Genomic DNA, 21091 nt, shown 5'->3' with positions numbered 1-21091 from the left:
GCCAGTTATTCCGTGCGGCGAGCTACTGTGTCCTGACGTTCAAAGGCGAAGAGATGGGTCTGGGTGGCCACGTATAACACGCCATTGGCCACCACCGGCGTGCTGTAAATGGGCGCGCCGAGGTTCACCTCGCTGATGATTTTCTTTTCCTTGGTGGCGGCCATGATGAGCAAATCCCCATCTTCATCCCCCAAGTACACCTTGCCATCCGCCACCATGGTGGATCCCCACACGTGCGCCTTCACGTCATGGGTCCACTGCAGTTTGCCGGTCTCGGCATCGAGGCAGTGCAGCAGGCCGCTAAAATCCGCGATGAACAGCAACCCGGTCTGCGGATCAATCGAGACGGTCGAAATGCTCCGATGAATGCCTTTGTAATCCCAGATCAAGCCGCTTTGCGTGATGTCCCCTGTCTTGGTGGCATCAATGCACACCAGCCGGCCCACTCCCTCGCCATGTTCAGGATCCTGACCAATGGCCACATAGATGCGGTTCTTGTAAAAGACCGGCGTGGCGTTGATCTCACTGGGGCCGTCCGCATCGGGATATTTGATGGGTTTGCCATCCTTCATCTTGTATTCCGGCGGGTTGCAGTCGAACTTCCACACCAGCTCCAAAAGGTAATCCTCACCGTCCTTGCGCGGTTTGGCGTCAAAGGCATAACAAATGCCGTCACCGCCGCCGAAAAAGACCAGGGTTCGCTCCCCCACTTTGCCCGCCGAGGGCGAGCTCCACTGGCCATGAAACAGGCGGGTGCCAATTTTTTCGACGTCCTCGCCGGCAAGTTTTCCGGTGATCTTGTTCACCGCCACCAAACTGGGCGCCAGCGGCGAAGGCACGTTGGAGTGGGTCCAGTCCTGCCCGTTGGAAGTGCAGCCAAACACCAAATCATCCACAAGGAGGAGGGAGGAGTTGGAGCCATTGTGCGGGAAAACGCCCAGCTCGTCCATCATGTCAAAGACCCAGATGATGTCGGCGTCCTTGGGTCCCAGGGTGGCCTTGGGCTTGCCCGGCCCAACAACGTACTGGGCTTCGTCCTGATAAGGGCCGTCATTGCCATTGGCCAGGCCCTCGACATCCAAACACATCATCTCGCAACGGGTGGTGGTGATGTACACCCGATTGCCCTGGACGGTGGGCGAGCTGAGCAGGCCCAAACTCTCCCAGTCATTGACTTTGCCCGAGGCCAGTTTGGGGATGACCAGTTGCCACAGGAACTCGCCGTTTTTTTCGTCAAACACCATGAGGATGCTGCGGTCCCCCTTGTGCTGCGGATCGCGCGGCTCATCGTTGTTGGTGCCCACAAAGACACGGCCATTGGCAATGGTGGGGTTGCCATAGCTCTGCGTGCCCAGGCGGGCGGCCCACTTGAGGTTCTTGGCGCCCGAATAATCATTCTTCTCCGGCGCCTTGCCAGGATGGACCACGTCGGGCAGCCCCCTGGCCGGGGAATACATGTTGCGCCCCGGATCATGGCCGCCCCATTGGGGCCAGTCCGTGGGTTTTTGGGCCAGGGCCGCGCCGGCAGCCAGAAGGATGGCCAGCCCCAGCGCCAGGGAATTATTCACGTCATAATGGATGGTGCTCATAGGAAACACTAACTGAGAGGTTTGAAAGGAATGTGTGAAAATGAATCAAGGCCCCTCCCCCGCTCCCGCCGAGCAGGGGCGCACGAGTCCCCACTGCTGGTTGCCCGGCTTTCATAGCTGCAGTCGTGGTTAGGGATGCTTAACATGGTAGCTTCGATTGGCATCATTGCAGGCCCAGCCAGGGTGTCCCGCGGCGGCTTAATTCCCCTCCGTGGGCGTTACGCGCACATTGTCTATGTACACGCGCATTTCCTGCGGAGAAAAACCGTACAACCCCGGCGAACCGGAAGTGTGCGCCGTGGCGTGGCGCGCCTCCAAGGTCCATGCCTCCGGCTCCGGATCCCCACGTTTCCAGGCCTTGGCGCGAATAATGCCGCTGCCATCCGGCAGATTATCCACCCGCGCCTTCAAGCGGTACCAGGTGTTGGCCGACCAGGCAAAATTGGGCGGGCTGCCGGTGGGCGGCACGCGCAGGCGCTCCAGATTGGAGTTGATTTCGAGTTTCTGTTCGTTGCCCTTGAGGACAATTAGATACCGCTGCGCAATCACCCCCACATCCGACATCTTGCGCCGGTTACCTTCGCTCATCACGTCGGCCTCAATGGTGTAGTTGCGCATTTCGGGCCGCCCAATGAACACAAACGCCCGTTGGAAAAACTTGTTGTCAATCGTCTTGACCAGCGCCTTGTTGCCGTCCTTTTCGCGCACTTCAAATTTGGTGCGCGCCCCAATCCACGGCAGCGGCGGATAGGCAAAGGGCGTGGGCGACTCCATGGTGTTGGTGGTGGTATAATTGAGGCTGAAACTTTCAAAGTCTTCAAACATGGGCAGCCGGGCCAGGATGCGTCCGCGCGCATACCCCTTCAGGCCGTTCCATTCGGCCTGAAATGCGCCCGCGCTGGTGGTGTTGGTGGGCGCAGCCACCAGTCGGCCCTCGCTGTCAAAAGTGGCGTTCAGGGTGGCCCGCACCAGCGCTGTGGGCGGCACATAATGCGTCCATTTGACCGCCTTGGACTCCACCTGCTCCTGCACCACGAAACCTTTGGCGTCGAGCACCCGCACACGGAAGGACTTCATTTCACCGGGCAGCAACAGCACTTCGTTGGGGATGATTTGGAGTTGGGCCGCCGGCCCGGGCGCCGGCCAGGCGGGTTCCGGTGGGGGCGGCGGCAGGGCGGATGGCTGCTTGGGCCCGAAGCAATAAAGTTTGCTGGCCGTCTGCACGTAAACCCGGCCCTTGTACACGGCCGGCGAGCCGAAGCAACGCCCGTCCAATTCCAGATGGGTTAGAATCTCCGCATTTGTGCGGCCGGGGCGCACGATGTAAAATGCGCCTTTAGTGCCCGCCTCGCCCTGGCTCTCGGTTTTGCCGGCCGGGTCGTCCAAAATGGGCACGTAAAGCTTGCCATCCGCGAAGAGGGGGCACGAGTTACGTTGTTCAATTCCCAGCTTCAATTTCCAGTGCACTGTGCCGGTGCGGGCATCCACGCTGCACAAATCGCCTTTCTCGGCCACGATGTACACTGTATCGCCCACCAGGATTGGCGAGCTGGTGGAGGAGGAAATGTCGGCACTCCACAATTCCAGGTCGGCGCGTTGATATTCCTTCACCCCATTGGTGGAAGCCGCCGCCGGATCCATGTCGGGAATCTTTAGCGCCACCATTTGGCCCAATTCATAGGGCGTGCCGAAGACGGCAATCACCTTGTCCTGGTTGTGGACCAGCACGGTGGCGTTGATGCCCGCCTTGAACAACGGCACCCGCCAGAAGGGCGTGCCCGTGCGCGCATTCACGCAGACCACGCTGCCATCACCCGAGGCCGTGTAGAGCACGCGGTAGCCTTTGTACCATCCCAGGACAGGATGCGAGAACGAGTTGTCCATGGGCCGCCCCCCCGGGCTGCTGGCCCACACCGGCTCGCCCGTCCGCTTGTCGAAAGCGTAGATGCGATCGCCTCCGGGACCTTGGGCTCCCCAGTTGGCGGTGATGCCGCGCACGATCACCAGCTCCCCATCAATCAGGGGCGAGGCAGTGCGGCTGTTGGGGAAGGTCAACCGGCCAAACAGCTCCATCAAATGATGCTGCCATAGCACCCGGCCATCCCGGTCAAAGGCGCTCAGCAGGCCTTGAGTCCCTTGGGAATAGATGTTGCCGGTCTCCGGGTCCACCGCCGGGCTGGCTGTGGCATAACGCAAATAAATGGTATCGCTGAGGTAGTCATTATAGAGCCGCTGCCAAAGTTTCTGCCCCGTCTCGGCGTCAAAACAGGCCACCCCCTCCTGCAGATCCGGCCCCTCCCCCAAGTAACCCATGATATAGAGCCGCCCATCCGCGATGACCGGCGTGGACTTGCCGGGGAAATCCGCCGTCCACAGGTGATTTTCGCCATTCAACACGATTTTCTCCGGCAGGTTGGTCTCGCGAGAAACGCCCGTTTGTTCGGGACCGCGCCAGGCCAGCCAGCCGGTGGCTGCGGACAGGTCAAGCAGCCCGGATATCAACCCGGCCGTCAACATGAGGCGTGCCCAGCCCCGGCCGCGTCCAAGGCTGGTCTTATTTGCGCTCGCAAAGTCATTAAGCATACTTCTTTTCTATATTTTAGTATCGAATAATGTATTGCGTTTCGCGCATCCGCAAATAATTATTACCTGTGCGTAATAATTGCCCGACCAAAGCAGAGAAACCGCCCCCGCGGCGGCTGCCCATTCTTTTGCGCCGTGCCTGGTTCAGCCTGAATCAGGCCTTCCGTCGCCGGTGTGCGGTGTTGGGGCTGACTCCGGATCAATACACCGCCCTGCGCACGCTCTATGAAGGCGGGCGCGCGGGGATGCGGCAAAGTGACCTGGTGCTGGCCATGAGCAGCGATCCCAACACCATTGCCTCCCTTTTGCGCCGCATGGAAAATTGTGGGTGGATTGAGCGCCGCCCCGAAGCCACGGATCGCCGCGCCCGCCGCGTGCGCCTATTGCCCCCCGGCCGTCGTCAATTCCTCAAGGCGCGCCGGGTGGCCCTGGCCCTGCAGGCGGAAGTGCTGTCCTCGCTGCCGGAAACGGACCGGGAAAAATTCCTGGCTGAGTTGGAAAAGGTGGCGGATGCCTGCCGCCGTGCAGCCCAGTTGTCGCCGGCCGCTCTTACGGCCCAGGAAACGGCCGAGGAGAAGCGGGAGATGTCCTCTGCTCAGTCCAGCACAGGTTCCCCATGAAGCCCAAGAGCGAGAACCCCAGTGCATGAAAACCTACCAGCTCCAGGTGGAACAGACGGTGTCGCGGCCGCTACCGGAGGTCTTTCCCTTCTTTGCCGATGCCCGCAACCTCGAGCGCATCACCCCGCCCTGGCTGCATTTCTCCATTCTTTCCACCGATTTGGAAATGCGGGCGGGGTTGAGGATTGATTATCAATTAAAACTACACGGCTTCCCTTTGCGCTGGCAAAGTGAGATCACCGTCTGGGAGCCGCCGCATCGTTTCGTGGACGAACAGCGCCGGGGGCCTTACCGCTTGTGGCGCCACGAGCATCGTTTTTACGCGGAGGGCACCTCCACGCGGCTGGTGGACGAGGTGACTTATGCCGTGTGGGGCGGCTGGCTGCTTCATCCCTTGTGGGTACGCCGGGATTTGGAAAAAATATTCAGCTACCGGCAGCAGATCATTGCCCAAATCTTTGGAAGTTCCTCCCTGCCGATGCCGGACGAGCAAGCCGAGCAGCGGGCTTAGCGATTGGCTTCCTCAAAGCGAATCACCGTCTCGCCGGGCCTGGCATAACCCAGCCTCTCCCGCACCAGTCGCTCCACGGTGGCCGGATCCTTGGTCATGGCCTCGATGGCGGCGCGCATCCGTTTTTGCTCGGCCTCCTCCTGCTGGATTTGTTGATCCAGTTGGAAAATAACGGCCCGCATGCGCTCATTTTGTTTGAGCAAAGGATGATAAGTGATCGCCACCGCAGCCCCCACGGCCACGACGAACAACCACATCATTAAGCGGGTTAATGCGCCCCAAATGCCTACATTAGCGTTCATTGGGCTGCGATGTTTTTAATGCCTTTCCTGAAAAAAGAAAATATAATTTTTATTAATTGTTCATTTTTTTGTATGGGTGCTTCCAATCTCCCCAAACGTTCACCCAAACCGTCCCCGGCGGGAGGGGGCATGAAGCGCCGTCAATTTCTGTGCGCCACGCTGGCCTCCCTGGGTGTGCCAGCCTGGGTGCGAGGCGAGGGGCTTTCTCCCCTGGCCCCGTTCGACCGCTGCATGGAACAATTCATGGCCGCCCGGCAGATTCCCGGAGGGGTGCTGGCGATCCTGCAACAGGGACGCCTGATTTACGCGCAGGGTTACGGCTATGCCAACCGCGAAGATCAAATCCCGGCCCGCCCTACCACGTTGTTTCGGCTGGCCAGTCTCTCCAAGCCCATTACCGCCCTGGCCATCCTGCGGCTGGCCCAAGCCGGGCGGTTGTCTTTGGACGAACCCGCCTTTGAACGCCTGGGTCTGGCGCCTCTGCCCGGGAAAACCCGCGATCCCCGGCTGGAACGTATAACCATCCGCCAATTGCTCCAGCACACGGGCGGCTGGGATCGTGATCAAAGTGGTGATCCCATGTTCATGTCGGAGACGATTGCCAAGGCTTGCAGAGTCCCCTCGCCTCCCGGTCCAAGGGATATCATACGTTACATGCTCGGACGCCCTTTGGATTTTGATCCCGGCACACGTTATGCCTATTCCAATTTCGGTTATTGCGTGCTGGGCCGCATCATTGAAGCCGTCACCCGCCACCCTTACGAGGCCTGGGTGCGCCGCGATGTGCTGGCTCCCCTGGGCCTGCATTCCCTGCGATTGGGACGCTCACTGATAGACCAGGCCCACCCGGCGGAAGCCCGTTATTACATGGCCGACCAGCGCACGGCCCCCAGCGTGTTTGCGGGCATCAGCTCGCCTGTATCCGCCCCCTATGGCTCCTTTTGCCTGGAGGCCATGGACGCCCACGGCGGATGGATTGGGTCGGCTGTGGATTTGATGCGCCTGTCGGCGGCACTCCTGCGCCGGGACAACGCCCTGCTCCAACCGCAATGGTGGCAGGAGATGGTCTCTCCTCCTGCCCCGCCAGTGGCCCGTGAGGCCGGCGGCGGAGTGAACGAGGTTTATTATGGGTGCGGTTGGTTGGTGCGCCCCACCCGGGACCCCCGCGGCTACAATTTCTGGCACAGCGGCAGTTTGCCGGGCACATTCACGCTCTGGGTCAACCTCAGCCGGGGCATGGCCTGGGCTGTCCTGTTCAACCAGCGGCGCGAAAAGGAAGGCCTGCCGGACGTAGAAATTGACGGGCTGCTGCACCGGGCGGCGGCAGAAGTCAGGGAATGGCCGGACACCGATGAATTTCCGCGATTGTCCAGCGCACCGGGTTGACTCCCTTGGGCTTGCTAAAAAGCCGCAAAAATGAAACAGTTCCTCCCCGATGAAACTACGCCATTATTCCAGCTTATGTCTGGCGATGGTCCTTGTTCCAAGTGGTGTTTGGGCTGCTGGTTTCCGGCTTTCCACTCAGGACGCCTTCGCCGCGGGCCGGGGCGAAGCGTTTGCCGCCACGGCGGACAATCCCTCCGCCATTTATTACAACCCGGCAGGGCTGACCCAGCTCAAAGGCCTGCAAGCGCGCGTAGGCAGCTACAACATCTATCTGGCCCCCGGCTTTGAGGCCAACGGGCGTCGGTTTGAAAACCAGAGCAAGTGGCATGTGGTGCCCCAGGTTTTCGCAGCCTATGGGCTGGAAAAGTGGCCGGTGACTTTTGGCTTGGGTGTTTATTCGCCCTACGGGCTGGGGTTGAAGTGGGCGCAGGACACCGGTTTTCGCAGCATCGCACTGGAAAGTAAAATGAAATATATGACCGCCCATCCGGTCATCGCCGTGGAAGTGCTGCCCGGCATGTCTGTGGCGGCGGGGCCCACGTTTAACTATTCCCGGGTGGACTTGAAGCAAGGGGTGTTTCCCGTGGATGTCGGTGATGTGTTTCGCTTCAAGGGCGATGACGAGGATGTGGGATATACCGCCGGCTGGCGGTGGCAACCCCATGCCAAACTGGCGTTGGGCGCAGCCTACCGCAGCCGCACCACCATGGCCTATGAGGGTTATACAGACTTGATTCCGATATACAGCCACCTGGATGCGCGCCTGCGTTTTCCCATTCCCCATAATGTGGTCATGGGTATCTCCTACCGCCCCACAGAAAAATGGAATCTTGAATTCAATGCCGATTTCACTGAATGGAGCCGCGTCAACCAGGTCAGCCTGGATCAGGCTTTTCCGTTGCCGCCGTTTGTTTTGAACTGGCGTTCCAGTTGGTATTATGAAGTGGGAGTGACGCGCTACCTGGACAAGGGCTGGAGCCTTAGCGCCGGATATATTTTTAATGAAAGCTGCATGCCGGACGCCTTTTTCAATCCGCTGGTGGCAGATACGGACAAACATTTCATCACCTTCGGCGCCAGTTGGCGGGGCCAGCGTGCCGGGTTGGATTTGGCCTATCAATTTGGGTATGGTCCGCCGCACACGGTGCGCGGTAGTGCCGTCTCCGCCGCCGGCCAAAACGCCGATGGACGCTATGATTTCACCAGTCATGCGGTGGTATTATCTTTCCAATGGCGGTTTTGAATTGAGCACCTGCATGTTCTGACGTGGGGGATTATGAGTGCCACAGCAACAACAGTCGAACCCTGGCAGGTGGCCGGCCGCGCCGCCCAAGGGCAGGAGGTTCGCGGGGCGGTATCGCATTTGGGGGGCACGCGGCTGGTGTTTGAAACAGGCGATCCGCATCTGACGCTGCGATTGTCTGAGGTGCTGGATCCGCTGCGCCTGTTCATCAACGGCAAGGAGCTTAATGCCGGGCGGGCGGTGGTCACCAGCGCCGTGCACAACGGCAACACCTGGGTCTGCGAAGTGACCCTGGCGGAGAACTGGTTTGAAGGCAAACTCACCGTGCCCCCCACCGGCGCGGAGCAACCGCTCAACTTTGAGGAATTCCTGCGTCAATGGCAGAAACTCTATGCGCTGCGCCCAGAATACAAGGTGGTGCTCAGCGATTTGCACAGTCTTCTGACCCATTTGCGCCTCTGGCTGGAGGAGGTGGAACTAGGGCTTAAATCGCTCCCGCCGGCGGCCCGTGCGCAACGGATGCAGGCCATCATCGAAAATTTGGACGCGCCCGTGGTGCAGTCGGTCAATGTGTTGCACGAGCGCTTTGAGGAAATCACCGCGCGCCTCACGCCCGAGGAACACCCGGCGCACCAAAGCCTGTGCCGCCGGCTGCTGCATCCCCTGTTTTTGTGTTCGCCCTTCGGGCATCGCACCTACGTCAAGCCTTTGGGCTACGCGGGCGACTACGAGATGGTGAACATGATCATGCGCCCGCCCTACGAGGGGCCTTCCCTCTATGCGCAGGCCGTCAATGTATGGCTGCTGCGCCAGTATCCCTCGCAGGCCCACCGCAACCGCATTCGTTTTTTGACCGAAAAACTGGTGCAGGAAACGGCCCGCGTTTCCCTCCAGCATCGCTGCGCCCGCATTTTCAACCTTGGATGCGGGCCGGCGCACGAGATCCAAAATTTTTTGCGGGAAAGCGCCTTGAGTGACTGGGCGGAGTTCACCCTGCTCGATTTCAATCAGGAGACCATCCAACACGCCCAACAGGTGCTGGAAAAGGCCCGCCAGGAGCATCAACGGCAATGTCGTCTGCAGTTGGTGAAGAAGTCAGTGATGAGCCTGCTCAAAGAGGCGGGCAAAAGCGGCGCCGCCGAGGCGGGCGGCGGCTATGATTTGGTCTATTGCGCCGGGCTGTTTGACTATCTGCCGGACCGCACCTGCCAACAGTTGATGAATCTGTTTTACCAGTGGCTGGCCCCCGGCGGGCTGTTGGTGGCCACCAACGTTTTTCCCTGCCAGCCATTCCGGCACATGCTGGAGTACCTGTTGGACTGGCGCCTGATTTACCGCGATCCCAAACAAATGCTGGCGCTCAAACCGGCGGCCGCCCCGCCTGAAGCCGCGCGGGTGGTCAGCGATTTGACCGGCACCAACCTGATGCTGGAGGTGCGCAAGCCCGCCCCCTGAAGCCATGCCGGACGAGCATACCAGACAAATCCACGCTGCCTTTGAAGAATACGAGCGGGGGGTCACGGTGTACAATTTCAAGGTGGCCTGCATTCTGGGCATCGTGCTCATGCCGTTCGGCATTCTGCTGGACTGGTTTGTCTATCCCCAACACCTGGTCGAGTTTGCCTTAATTCGGTGTGCGTGTTCCTTCCTGATATTGCTCTTCCTAATCATCATGCTGAAGCCCGGCGGGCAGCGCCGGTATAAACTGTGGGGCTTGATTTTACTGAGTCTGCCCACGCTTTCGATTGCCTACATGATCTACCGCACGGAGGGTGCGGCCTCCCCATATTACGCCGGCCTGAATCTGGTGGTGCTGGTGCTGGGTTTTGTGCTGCACTGGACCTTTCGCGAAAGCCTGGTGGCGGTGGGCATGGTGTTGATCATGTATTTGGGGGCCTGCCTGGGACATGGGGACTACCGCCAGACCGGCATGTTTTTCAACAATATGTATTTTCTCTCTCTAACCGGAGTCATCATTGTCACCGGCAGTTATTTTCTGAGCGAGCTGCGCTTCAAGGAGTTTGCCAACCGTTACGAGCTGGATCTCAGCCGCAAACAACTCGAGGAGAACAATCGCAAGTTGTTGGAACTGGATGAAAACAAGAGCCGATTTTTTGCCAACATCAGCCATGAGCTGCGCACTCCGCTCACCATCATGCTGGGGGCTTTGGAGGAGGTCCTGCAGCACCCGGAGGTGAGCGGGGACCCCAATCTGCGCCAGACACTCACCCTGATGCGGGCTAACGGCCTGCGACTATTAAAACTGATCAATGATCTGCTGGAGCTGGTGCGGCTGGACGCCGGCACCCTGCCGGTGAAACGTGACGCCGTGGATTTGCCCGCCTTTCTTGAGGGGCTGGCCGCCGCCGCCCGTCATCTGGCGGAACGCCGCAACCTGCAACTCGTCACGGTGGTGGAGCCGGAGCTGCAACGGGTGCTGGTGGACCGGGACAAGCTCGAGAAAATCCTGCTCAATCTGCAGTTCAACGCCCTGAAATTCACGCCTACGGGGGGGCGGGTGGAGTTGTTGGCCCGGCGGGAGAACCGCGATTTGGTGCTGCAGGTGCGTGATACCGGCGTGGGCATTGCCGAGAAGGATTTGCCGAACGTTTTCAGCCGCTTCTGGCAGGCCGACATGTCCAGCCAGCGCAAGTTCAAAGGGGCCGGCATCGGTCTGGCCCTGGTGAAGGAATTGACGGAGGTCCAGGGCGGCTCGGTGGCGGTGGAAAGCCGGCTGGGCCAGGGCACCACCTTTACTGTCCGCCTGCCGTTTTTGCCCGCCACGGAATCCAGCCTGGCAGCGGCGGATACAGGCGGACGCCACCCCCAGGAACCCAAGGCCGAGGAGTGGCTCGGCAACCTGAACCGGCAGGCGGAGCTCAGCTCGCTGAATCACGTATCGGATTCTGAAAACGCGCCTGCGCCGGTGGCGGAGGGCAGCCAGCCGCTGTTGCTGGTGGCTGATGACGAGCCGGATTTACGGGAATTCCTCCGCCGCCAACTTAGTCCGCATTATCGCGTGGCCGAGGCGGTGGATGGCCGGCAGGCGGTGGAGATGGCTCTGCGTCTGCAACCCGATTTGTTGTTGCTGGACTTCATGATGCCGGAAAAGGACGGACTGCAAGTCTGCCGGGAATTGCGCGAAAACCCCGCCACACGCATTTTGCCCATCATCTTCCTCACCGCGCACGGGGATCATCAAACCCGGCTGGATGCCCTGCGCGATGGCGCAACGGATTTCCTGGCCAAGCCGTTTTCCCTGACGGAGCTGCATCTGCGCGTGAAAAACCTCCTGGCCGGCCATTTGTACGCCCGGGAACTGGCGCGGCAGAAAGCGCAACTGGAGGCGGCGTATCGCCAGTTGCAGGAGGCGGAGGCCCAGTTGGTGCAATCGGAAAAGCTGGCCGCGCTGGGCCGCATGAGCGCGGGCATCATTCACGAGATCAACAATCCCCTCAATTACGCCCGCACCGGATTGTACACGCTGCGCCAGCGCCTGGCCGGGTTGCCGCCCGAGACCCGGGCCGCCTGGCAGACGTTGCTGACGGAGATTGAGGACGGCATCAACCGCGTGAAGAATATTGTGCTCGACCTGGGCCCCTTTGCGCACGAGCGGGACACTGTTAGCGATGAAACCTCCCTCCGCCAGTGCGTCGAGCTGGCGCTGCGCTTTCTCAGCCATGAATGGCGGGGAACCGTGGAAATGACGGTGGATGTGCCTGAGAAACTCACCGCCTGGGCCAATCGCGTGCGGTTGGTGCAGGTGCTGGTCAACTTGCTGCAAAACTCCCTGGACGCCTTGCGCTCGCAAACCCCGCCGCCGCAGGCGCCACACATTCAGGTGCGCGGCTGGCAGGAGGGCGGCCGGGTGTTTCTGAGCGTGCGGGACAACGGTCCCGGCATCCCGCCCGAGCTGCAAAACCGGGTTTTCGAGCCGTTTTTTTCCACCAAGGAAATTGGTGCCGGCCTGGGATTGGGCCTGCACATCTGCCATCAAATCATGCATCAACATGGCGGGCGCATCCGGCTGCAGAGTGAACCGGGCCAGTATTGCGAGTTTATCCTGGAGCTGCCGGCACGTGACCCGCGCTTGAATCATTCCCCGCCTTCGCCAACGCATGACCTCACCCCTGACCACGCCTGAATTCGATTATCGCCGCTTTGCCATTCTTTACGTGGACGACGAAGAGGCGTCGCTGCGTATGTTCCAGGCAGCTTTCGGCGAGCAGTTTCGCATTTTCACCGCGCCGAGCGCCGCCGAGGGACACCGCCTGTTGGAAAGCCACCACGCCGAGGTGGGCGTGCTGATGACCGACCAGCGGATGCCCGGCGAAAAAGGGGTGCAATTGCTGGAAAAAGCCCGCAGCCAGTACCCGCGGATCGTGCGCATCCTGACCACGGCCTATGCGGAACTGGATGCCGCCATTGCCGCGGTGAATGCCGGCGCCATCTACAAGTACATCACCAAACCGTGGGATCCGGTGGAGCTGGAAATGGCGCTCCGGCAGGCGCTTCAATTTTTCATAGTGCAACACGAGCGCGACCAATTGTTGCGCGAGAAAATCTCCACCCTGCACCGCCTCATGTTCACCGACCGCCTGCTGAGCATGGGCATCTTCTCGGCCGGGCTGAATCATCACCTGCGCAATTCGCTGGTGGCCATTCAAACCTTTCTCGATCTGGCTCCGGTGAAAATGGCCGAGGAAAAAATCAGTCCGCAGCAACTGCGGGACCCGCAGTACTGGCGCGAGTTTCATGCCATGGCGCAGGGGCAGATTCACCGCATCACCGAGATGCTGGACAGCCTGGGGCTGGCGGCGAACCGTTTTGATCCGGGCGATCTGGAGGAGGTGGACGTGGCCGCCCTGTTGCGCGAAGCGGTGGCGGCAGCGCAGGAGGAATGTCAATCCCGCCAGATTGTCGTCGAGGTACACTGCGCTGCGCCGTTGCCCCTCCTCCGGGGCCATACCAGAAACATTCAGCGACTGCTTTATTTGTTGCTGCGCGATGAGCTGCTGGTGCTGCCGGCCGGCGGCAGAATTGTCTGGACGGTGCAGGCCGATGCTGCAAACCAGGGTATCGAAATTATTTTGGAGGACAACGGCCCGGGACTGAGCGCTGAGGACATGCGCTTCCTTTTTGATCCCTTTTACAGCCGCTCCAACCATCCTCAAGAACTGGGCTTCAATCTGATGGCCTCCTTCTTTCTGGTCTATCACGAGGGCGGACACCTGGAGGTGGATCATTCCCCCCTCGGCGGTACGCGTTTTCGCATTCATCTGCCCGGTCTGGCCACGGACGGGAAGAAACCGGGGACAGTCTCCTCGCCGCAGTCGTGGGGTCTGTACGAAGAGCTTTACGAAAACCTGATTTCCGGGCGTACCGAGCGGCAGAAGTCCACTTCGCTTTGAGAAGGGGGCCGGATTTTCCATTGCCGCCTCTCAGGCCACGGCATAGCATCCCGCCGGTATGAATGAAGCGGTCACCGCCAAGCACAACCCGCCCCCAGCCGCCCGGGCGGATGGGCGCCGCCCCGATCAGCTCCGCCCCGTGCGTTTCCAGCCCGGCATTGCGCCTGCAGCCGCCGGCTCAGTCCTGATTGAATGGGGCAACACCCGGGTCATTTGTGCCGTCACCGTCGAAGCCGAAGTGCCCCGGTGGATGAAAGAGCAACAGGTGTCCGGGGGCTGGCTCACCGCCGAATATTCAATGCTCCCCTACTCCACCGCCACCCGCAAGGCCCGGGAGGCCAGCCGCGGGAAGATTGAGGGGCGCACGCAGGAAATTCAGCGGCTGATTGGACGCTCCTTGCGCGCTTGTGTGGACCTGGAAAAACTGGGCGAGCGCACCGTGTGGGTGGATTGCGATGTGCTGCAGGCGGACGGTGGCACCCGCACTGCTTCCATCACGGGGGCCTACGTGGCACTGGCGCTGGCCATCAAACAATGGCTGAGCGCCGGCCTCTTGCAGGCCAATCCGTTGCAGCGGGCCGTGGCGGCCGTCAGCGTGGGCCTGGTGGGCGGCACGCCTTTGTTGGACCTTTGTTACACCGAGGATGTGGCGGCGGCGGTGGATATGAATCTGGTGATGAATGATGCCGGCGATTACATCGAGATCCAGGGCACCGGCGAAGAGGCCACCTTCACGGAGGAGCAGCTCCATCAGTTGTTGGGCCTGGGCCGGGCCGGGCTGCAACAGTTGTTTGCCCTGCAACAAGCCGCCCTGCAATGCGCATGAAACGCACCCGTTTTTATTTCATCCGGCATGCCGAGGTGGAGGAACGTTATCACCACGTCTTCGGCGGGCGTATTGACATGGGCCTATCGGCCGTGGGGCGCGATCAGGCGCGACGGCTGGCCGAGTACGTGCAGCGGCTGCCATTGGAGGCGGTATATGCCAGCCCCATGCTGCGCGTCCGTCAGACGCTCGAGCCGTGCAACGGTCATCTGCCCGGCGCGCCACAATTTGAGGAGGCGCTCCGCGAATTTGATTTTGGGCGGTGGACCGGCCTGCACTTTCGCGAAGTACGGGAAAAGTTCAAGGCGGATCCTTGGGACTGGCTGGACTGGATTGAACAGGGGCGCATTCCTGACGGGGAGACCGGCGCTCAAATTCGGGCCCGGCTGGAACCGTGGCTGCACGACAAGCTCGTGCGCCACCAGGGCCAAACCGTGGCGGTGTTCGCCCACGGCGGCGTCATCCGCCAACTGCTCGCCTCCCTGTTGGAGATGCCCCTGTCGCGGATGGCGTTGTTTGACGTGGATTATGCGTCTGTGGCGGCGGTGGACGCCGGCGGAGGAAGGCACCCGGAGATTCAGTTGGCCAACTACACTCCCTGGAAGACACCGGGCACATGAAAACGCCCACGCTCTGGCAGGTGACCATTCCGGTGTGCAAGGGCCACGAGGAGGCCGTGCAGGCACTATGCGAAGACTTGTTTCAGACGCCCGCTTGTGCGTACACGGCCGAGGATTCAAGTGAAGCCAGTGTCTCGGTTTATCTGCCGCACCAGCCCGGCACGGCAATGCTGGAGGAATTGGGCCGGGGCCTGCAGACGCTGCCAAGGGCAGTTCCCCTGCCCCGCCCGTCCACTCCGACAATCCAAGTGCAGCGATTGACGGCAAGGGACTGGGTCAAAGCCTGGCAGCGCCACATCCGCCCCATCCGCATCGGGAAGGTGTTGCTGATTCGTCCCACGTGGGACAAAACCCCGCCCCAAGCCGGGCAACATTTAATTGTCCTGGATCCTGGTCTGAGTTTTGGCACAGGACACCATCCCACCACGCATTATTGTCTGCAGGAAGTGGTGCGGCTTTCCCGCCCGGTGGGGGCCAGTTTTCTTGATGTGGGCACCGGCTCCGGGCTGCTGGCCATTGCGGCGGCGAAACTCGGCTACGCCCGGATTATGGCCCTGGATCACGATCCCGAAGCCATCCGCGTAGCCCGGGCCAATGCCCGCGCCAACGGGGTGGGCCGGGGCATTCGTTTTCTAACGGCCGACATCGCCACGGACGCCCCACCCGGCAACCGGAAGTTTGAGGTCGTCGCCGCCAACCTGACCGATGAGCTGTTGGTGCAACAGGCGGCGCGCATCGCACAGTGCGTGGCGCCGGAAGGCCGGCTGGTTCTGGCCGGCATTTTGACAGAACGCTTTCCGGCGGTGCTAAAAACGTACCGGGACCTTGGTTTTAAGCTTACCCGGCGCCGCGACAAGAGCGAATGGACCGGCGCCACCTTCACTGGCACCGCGGGCCTCACTTCCCGGCGGGCGGAGCTTCCAAAAGGCGCTTGAGATTGTAGCGGGTGTAGCGGGTGTGACTGGCCACATTCTGGCTGTCCGCGTTGGCGACCCAGAAGTCCAGCGTATCCGGCTCAAATAACACGGACTGAATGTTGGAGCCCATGCAGACGGGGCGATTCATGAGCGCGCGTGCGGAAGTGGCATCGAATTTGCCGTAGTTTTCCCGCACGCGGGCCGCCAGGGTTTCATAGCGATCGCCCGCCGACATGAGCACGACGTCGGCAAAGGCATGCGGCAGGCGGGGGTGGGATTGCCCCGGCCAGATGGTTTCAAAGGTGTCCGGCGTGGCGGCAATACCGACAGCCTTCCTGCTTTTAGCATCGGAAATTACGTAATAATACTCGCACGTGCGCGGCCCGCGGCGCATGATGGACACCGCTTCATCCAGCGTGGCGGCACGCTCCATAACTTCGCGCATCAACTGCGCCATGGGTTTGCCATCCCACAAGCCTTCGCCGCGCCCGCCCATTTCGCCGATGGCCACCTGTTTTTCATTCATGGCGGTCACCGTGCCCACAAAGCCGGCGTAGCCCACGTTGACCCACGCGTAGGCATCGGCAGGTTGCATCACCATGACCACGGCATTTTGCTCCAAGCCCACGCCCTTCAAATAATCGAGGATGCGCCCGTGATACATACGCCCTCCCTGCGTGGCCTTGCCGAACAGGGCAAAACCACTGCAATGAAACAGCTCGGGAAAGAAATTGGCCAGGCGCACCTCTTCGCGCTCCAGTCCGGCAGCCTGAGCCAGGGCATCCATTTCGCGCAAATAGCGTTCGTCCACTTTCAATCGCGCCTGCGCCTGCTCAATCTCGCCAAAGAACCACCGGCCTTTTTCAAAGCTGCTGCCCACGCCCACCCCGTAGAGGATTTGATCCACCAGCGAGCGCACCTGCTTGCGCAACAATACGCCATGCTGTCGGCCCATCTCTTCCGGTGTGCCTTTGACAAAGAGCACCAGTGTGCCGTCCACGGTTTCCAGCCGGCCCTCGCCTTCAGTGGCCACCAACCGGTGCTGCCCGGTGACCGTTTCGGGCAGGGTGGGAATCTTTTGGTTCAACGATTTAAGGGCCACCTCCAGGAAGCGGGTCACATGCCCCAGCGCCACCTTTTCGACGGTATCGCCGGCTCTGGCCGGGATGTTCCATCGCTCCGCCGGCCAGGCAGGCTCGGCCTGAAGGTTGCCCAGTTCCACCAGCACATCCAACTTGCGGCCATCGCTCCAACCGATGCGGGCGGGCAAGGCGTCCTTGCGACGCAAAGCCAGCGTGAGCGTGCCGGCCGGGAGGCCCAGGGCCTGCATGGCCTGCGGCAACGGCCGCGCCTGGAAGACGTGACAGGCCTCGCCGTCAATGACTTTTTCCGGCAGGATTTCATAGGAGAATAACAAAGGCAGCAGCGCCAACTGCTCCGGGGGGACGGGCAATTTCAGACGCCCCAATTGCGTGCGATCGATTTTTTCCGGCGCCGTGGAAAAACGCGGCAGGCCCGGCTGACCGACAATGCCAAACTGTTTGGCGCCGGCATAAATCCACAGCTCCTGGCCCTGCCTGCCCAAAGCATACGTGTGGCCGTTGGCCTGCACTTCCACTCGTGCCCGATTGGGGGATTGTATCGCCAGGTTGAGCTTGGCCTCGGCCAGTTCTTTCGGGATACCTTGGGCACGCACCAGTTTGATTTGGGCCGACCATGTTTCCGCAGGGGTGTTGGGGGAAGGCTCGAGCAAGGCGGCCACTTTGGCTAGGGCATTGCCCAACAGGATGGCGGGTGAATTGGAGACCGCCGGGGTGGTTTGGGCCCGCAGGGGCAACCAGCCGGAGCAGGTAAAAACAAAGGCAAGGGCAAGACCGAGCCAACGTGATTTCATGGCTGTGAACATGGCCTGCGCCTTGTGCTCTGTCAAATGCAACTCTGCTGCAAGTTCCCGCCGCGTAAGAATATTCTGACATGATTTTCGCAGGCCTTCCGACCGGAGAAAGCGGTTTGCGCCGATTTCGCGTGTCTGCGGCGGGGCGTAGGTTGGCCCCGTATGAAAAACGTGACACACAGCCTGATGATCTTGGCGCTCAGCGCGGCTCTCGCGCTGGCGGCTGAACCGCAATCTCAACCTTCGCCGCGGCTCAAACCGGGCGATAAAGTCATCCTTAGCTTGGGACAAAAAGGTCAGTCACCCTCCCAGGTGGAGCTCAAACTCAATCATCTGGGACAAGTGGATTTGCCGGTGGCCACGCCGTATGCCGACACCCTGTCCCTGCCGGCCGCCGGGCGCACGCCCGAGGAGCTGACGGCGGCGGCGCAGGCGCTGGCCGCCCAATACGCACCGGAAATGCAGGTGCAATTTTCGGCGGTGGCCGTCCCCCCTGCCGCAGCCAAAGGGACGGTGACCTTTTGCGGGGAGGCGCAAGGGGTGGTTTATCTGGAGCGGCAACTCAATACGCATCTGGCCCAGGCCATTTATTTCCTGGGGCCGTCCCGCTTTGCTAATTTGCAGAAGGTGCGCGTGAGCCGCACGCTGGCGAATGGCGCCACCGAACAGTTTACGGTGGACGTGGAACACATCATGGCCGATGGGTTCAAAAATGACCTCCCGCTGCAGGATGGCGACATCGTCAGCGTGCCGGCCTCCTCATGGCCGGGCCGGCGGCCGGTGACGGATCATCCGGCCCTGCCTGTGGATCAACTGAAGCTCTTCTGCGCCTTGTCACACGGCAAACCGCTGCCGGTTACGGGAAAGACCGATCCCGCACTGGCCGCAAAACCTGAAGTGGCCCGGGTTTCGCAGATCGCCGCCCGTTAAGGGTCTGGTTTCATCTGCGTGTGTCACGGGGACGGCCCTTGGGGGCCGTCCCATTTTTATGGCGGCAGACAACGGCCCTGGTTCAGGGGGCTTGCAGCAACTCCCGCACATCCGCCACGAAGGCATCCACATCCTCGGGCCGGGTGTCCCACGCGCACATGAGGCGGCATCCCCCCTGGCCAATGAAGGTGTAGAAGCGCCAGCCGCGCGCCCGCAAGCCCTGTTGCACGGCCGGGGAAAATTCGGCAAAGACGGCATTGGCCTCGCGGGGAAAAAGGAGGTTGACTCCCAGCTCACGCAGGGCTGTTTCCATCCGGGCGGCCATGGCATTGGCATGAGCGGCGTGACGCAGCCAGGTGTTGTTTTCCAACATGCCGAGCCACGGGGCGGCAATGAAACGCATTTTGGAGGCCAACTGGCCGGCCTGCTTGCAGCGATAGGCAAACTCGGCCGCCAGCTCGCGGTCAAAAAAGATCACGGCCTCGCCCACCGGCAGGCCGTTCTTGGTGCCACCAAAGCACAGCACGTCCACCCCCGCCTGCCAGGTGATTTCCTTGGGCGCCACGCCCAACGAGGCCACGGCGTTGGCGAAGCGGGCGCCGTCCATGTGAATCCGCAGGCCCAGGCTGCGCGCCCGGGCCCAAATGGCGCGGACTTCCTCCACGGTGTACACCGTGCCCACCTCCGTGGCCTGCGTGAGGGAAACGGCGCGCGGTTTGGGATAATGAATGTCGCTGCGCCTGCGCACCAGCCGCTCGATGGCCTGCGGCTCCAATTTGCCGTTGGCACCGGGCGCGGTGAGCACCTTGGTGCCGTGCGAAAAAAACTCGGGCGCGCCGCATTCATCCGTCTCCACGTGGGCCAGCTCGTGGCAGATGATGGAGTGATAACTCTGGCAGAGGGTGGCCAGCGCCAGGGAATTCGCCGCGGTCCCGTTAAAGACGAAAAACACCTCGCAATGCGTCTCAAACAATTCCCGCAGTTGGTCCGCCACGCGGGCGGTGAAGTCATCCTCACCGTAAGCGGGCGCGTGGTCCACATTGGCGGCCTGCAAGGCCGCCCAGGCCTCAGGGCAGATGCCGGCGTAATTGTCGCTGGCGAAGAAACGTCTGGGAGTTCCCATGGGCCGGGTTTAACAAAACGGCCGCCGGGGGACAATGCTGAAAGTGCAAACCTTGTTTAGGACCACCAGCGCGTGGAGGCCGCCAGCATGGCCTCCACCCCGGGATCGTGGTCATCGAGGCTGATCAGGCGCTCGCGCAAATCATTCAGGGCGCAACGGGTTTCCTCAAAGCGCTCGGCCAACTGGTCAAAGATGCCGTCCAGCGCGTACTGGCGGGCCAGGCGATGCTCCCCGGCTTCGCGATAACTGGCCTGGCCCAGGCCGGTGTAATAACTCAAACTGGGCGCCCCACGGCGCTCGGCGCGGCGGCGGATGCGATCGGGAAAGAGGCCGGATAAAAACAGGGCTGTGTTGCCCATAAACGCACGGAGATAAAACCGGGCGATGTCATCGCAACTTTGGAGAGCGGCCAGCATGTCCACAAAATACTCCAGCGGCGGCGCGTTCTGCCGCCAGCGCAGACGGGTAGCCTCCACGTCGGCGTACTCCGCCAGCACGGCGGCCACATAATCGGCCACCGCCCGTTCCGCCATGCCGGCGCGCAGGAAGGCATGGCGGACGAGGATATAAAAGTAAAAGGGGGTGGAAATGCGCAGACAACCGCGGGACTCCAGGATGGCACGCAACAACCGATCGTCGTCCAGCAACGTGTCCCGGCTGGCTTCATCCGCCAGCAACCGGGTCAGGGCATTGACATCACTGACCCGCTGAGCCAACACCTGGGTGATGAAGGCCATGTCCTCAGCGGTCAGTTGAATCCGACAGGCAGGACGTATCACTTTCATAACCGGTGTAAATATAGCGCAAATCCACACCGGGTAAAACGCGCCCAGAAGGAGGCGGGACTATTTGGCCTCGATGGAGCGGATGCGCATGGAGGGCACCCAGACTTCTTTGCCGGTGGCGTCTTTGAAGCGATAATGATCCGTGGCGGGGTCAAGCTTGGGCTTGCTTTTGGCCGTCATGACGTTGCCATTGGTCAGGGTGACCTCGTAGCGGGAGCAGCCAGCGCCCGCCGCGGCCAGAGCCAGCAAGGCGGCCATTACCAAAACATGCTTCATGGCTTGAATTTCAGCCAACGGAGGGGGTAATGCAAGCGCGATACGCCAAGGATGGCATCCCCGCCCGGAAGCGCC

At 61.2% G+C, this 21091-nt stretch carries 18 protein-coding genes; 11 read left to right on the top strand and 7 right to left on the bottom strand.

Annotated features, from left to right (window positions below; genetic code table 11):
- Positions 1-5 precede the first annotated feature (5 nt).
- The gene (locus N3J91_02705) at positions 6-1589 is read right to left on the bottom strand and encodes a PQQ-binding-like beta-propeller repeat protein (protein ID MCX8155360.1); all 1584 of its coding nucleotides are present in this window, start codon (positions 1587-1589) and stop codon (positions 6-8) included.
- Between the two features lie 198 nt (positions 1590-1787).
- A complete protein-coding gene (locus N3J91_02700; protein MCX8155359.1) occupies positions 1788-4172 on the bottom strand; it encodes a PQQ-like beta-propeller repeat protein in 2385 nt (794 codons plus the stop codon).
- Positions 4173-4240: 68 nt separating this feature from the next.
- Between N3J91_02700 and N3J91_02695 the strand changes: the two genes are divergently transcribed.
- Positions 4241-4792, top strand: a complete 552-nt coding sequence (locus N3J91_02695) for a MarR family winged helix-turn-helix transcriptional regulator (GenBank protein MCX8155358.1) — start codon at positions 4241-4243, stop codon at positions 4790-4792.
- A 25-nt stretch (positions 4793-4817) separates the two neighbouring features.
- Positions 4818-5303: an SRPBCC family protein gene (locus tag N3J91_02690; GenBank protein ID MCX8155357.1), complete on the top strand. Its 486-nt coding sequence runs from the start codon at positions 4818-4820 to the stop codon at positions 5301-5303.
- On the opposite strand, the gene N3J91_02685 is transcribed toward N3J91_02690, so the two are convergent.
- Positions 5300-5563 carry a septum formation initiator family protein gene (locus N3J91_02685; GenBank protein ID MCX8155356.1) on the bottom strand — a complete coding sequence of 88 codons (264 nt, stop codon included), beginning with the start codon at positions 5561-5563 and terminating at the stop codon, positions 5300-5302. The genes N3J91_02690 and N3J91_02685 overlap by 4 nt on opposite strands.
- Before the next feature lie 114 nt (positions 5564-5677).
- Here N3J91_02685 and N3J91_02680 point away from each other — a divergent pair, with 114 nt between their 5' ends.
- The 8 genes from N3J91_02680 to N3J91_02645 all read left to right on the top strand — a co-directional run bounded on the left by N3J91_02680 (position 5678) and on the right by N3J91_02645 (position 16026).
- On the top strand, positions 5678-6991 hold the full coding sequence (locus N3J91_02680) for a beta-lactamase family protein (protein ID MCX8155355.1): 1314 nt from the start codon (positions 5678-5680) through the stop codon (positions 6989-6991).
- 85 nt (positions 6992-7076) lie between these two features.
- The gene (locus N3J91_02675) at positions 7077-8234 is read left to right on the top strand and encodes an outer membrane protein transport protein (protein ID MCX8155354.1); all 1158 of its coding nucleotides are present in this window, start codon (positions 7077-7079) and stop codon (positions 8232-8234) included.
- Positions 8235-8267: 33 nt separating this feature from the next.
- Entirely contained in the window at positions 8268-9689 is a 1422-nt protein-coding gene (locus N3J91_02670) for a class I SAM-dependent methyltransferase (protein ID MCX8155353.1), read from the top strand.
- A 4-nt stretch (positions 9690-9693) separates the two neighbouring features.
- Positions 9694-12378, top strand: coding sequence for an ATP-binding protein (locus N3J91_02665; protein MCX8155352.1), 2685 nt, complete (start codon positions 9694-9696; stop codon positions 12376-12378).
- Entirely contained in the window at positions 12353-13645 is a 1293-nt protein-coding gene (locus N3J91_02660) for a hybrid sensor histidine kinase/response regulator (protein MCX8155351.1), read from the top strand. Before N3J91_02665 ends, N3J91_02660 begins: the two co-directional genes overlap by 26 nt.
- Positions 13646-13703: 58 nt before the next feature.
- Positions 13704-14471: a ribonuclease PH gene (gene rph / locus N3J91_02655; GenBank protein MCX8155350.1), complete on the top strand. Its 768-nt coding sequence runs from the start codon at positions 13704-13706 to the stop codon at positions 14469-14471.
- A complete protein-coding gene (locus N3J91_02650; GenBank protein MCX8155349.1) occupies positions 14468-15091 on the top strand; it encodes a histidine phosphatase family protein in 624 nt (207 codons plus the stop codon). The genes rph and N3J91_02650 overlap by 4 nt, the downstream gene beginning before the upstream one ends.
- Entirely contained in the window at positions 15088-16026 is a 939-nt protein-coding gene (locus tag N3J91_02645) for a 50S ribosomal protein L11 methyltransferase (GenBank protein MCX8155348.1), read from the top strand. The genes N3J91_02650 and N3J91_02645 overlap by 4 nt, the downstream gene beginning before the upstream one ends.
- Here the strand turns inward: N3J91_02645 and N3J91_02640 are convergent.
- On the bottom strand, positions 15989-17902 hold the full coding sequence (locus N3J91_02640; protein ID MCX8155347.1) for a C45 family autoproteolytic acyltransferase/hydrolase: 1914 nt from the start codon (positions 17900-17902) through the stop codon (positions 15989-15991). The two genes, N3J91_02645 and N3J91_02640, sit on opposite strands and share 38 nt — an antisense overlap.
- A gap of 162 nt (positions 17903-18064) precedes the next feature.
- Between N3J91_02640 and N3J91_02635 the strand changes: the two genes are divergently transcribed.
- Positions 18065-18832, top strand: coding sequence for a hypothetical protein (locus N3J91_02635; GenBank protein ID MCX8155346.1), 768 nt, complete (start codon positions 18065-18067; stop codon positions 18830-18832).
- Positions 18833-18914: 82 nt separating this feature from the next.
- On the opposite strand, the gene N3J91_02630 is transcribed toward N3J91_02635, so the two are convergent.
- From N3J91_02630 to N3J91_02620, 3 genes are read right to left on the bottom strand one after another with little or no spacing between them, the layout of a single operon-like run.
- The gene (locus N3J91_02630; protein MCX8155345.1) at positions 18915-19955 is read right to left on the bottom strand and encodes a low specificity L-threonine aldolase; all 1041 of its coding nucleotides are present in this window, start codon (positions 19953-19955) and stop codon (positions 18915-18917) included.
- Between the two features lie 56 nt (positions 19956-20011).
- Complete coding sequence (locus N3J91_02625) at positions 20012-20740, bottom strand: hypothetical protein (GenBank protein MCX8155344.1); 729 nt, start codon at positions 20738-20740, stop codon at positions 20012-20014.
- A gap of 60 nt (positions 20741-20800) precedes the next feature.
- Positions 20801-21016 (bottom strand): YgdI/YgdR family lipoprotein, encoded by a 216-nt coding sequence (locus tag N3J91_02620; protein ID MCX8155343.1) that lies wholly within the window; start codon positions 21014-21016, stop codon positions 20801-20803.
- Positions 21017-21091: the final 75 nt, after the last annotated feature.

It is taken from the genome of Verrucomicrobiia bacterium (genome assembly GCA_026414565.1).
GTDB lineage: Bacteria > Verrucomicrobiota > Verrucomicrobiia > Limisphaerales > Fontisphaeraceae > Fontisphaera.
The sequence above is the reverse complement of the archived record's forward strand: the minus strand, read 5'-3'. Positions and strand labels throughout refer to the sequence as shown.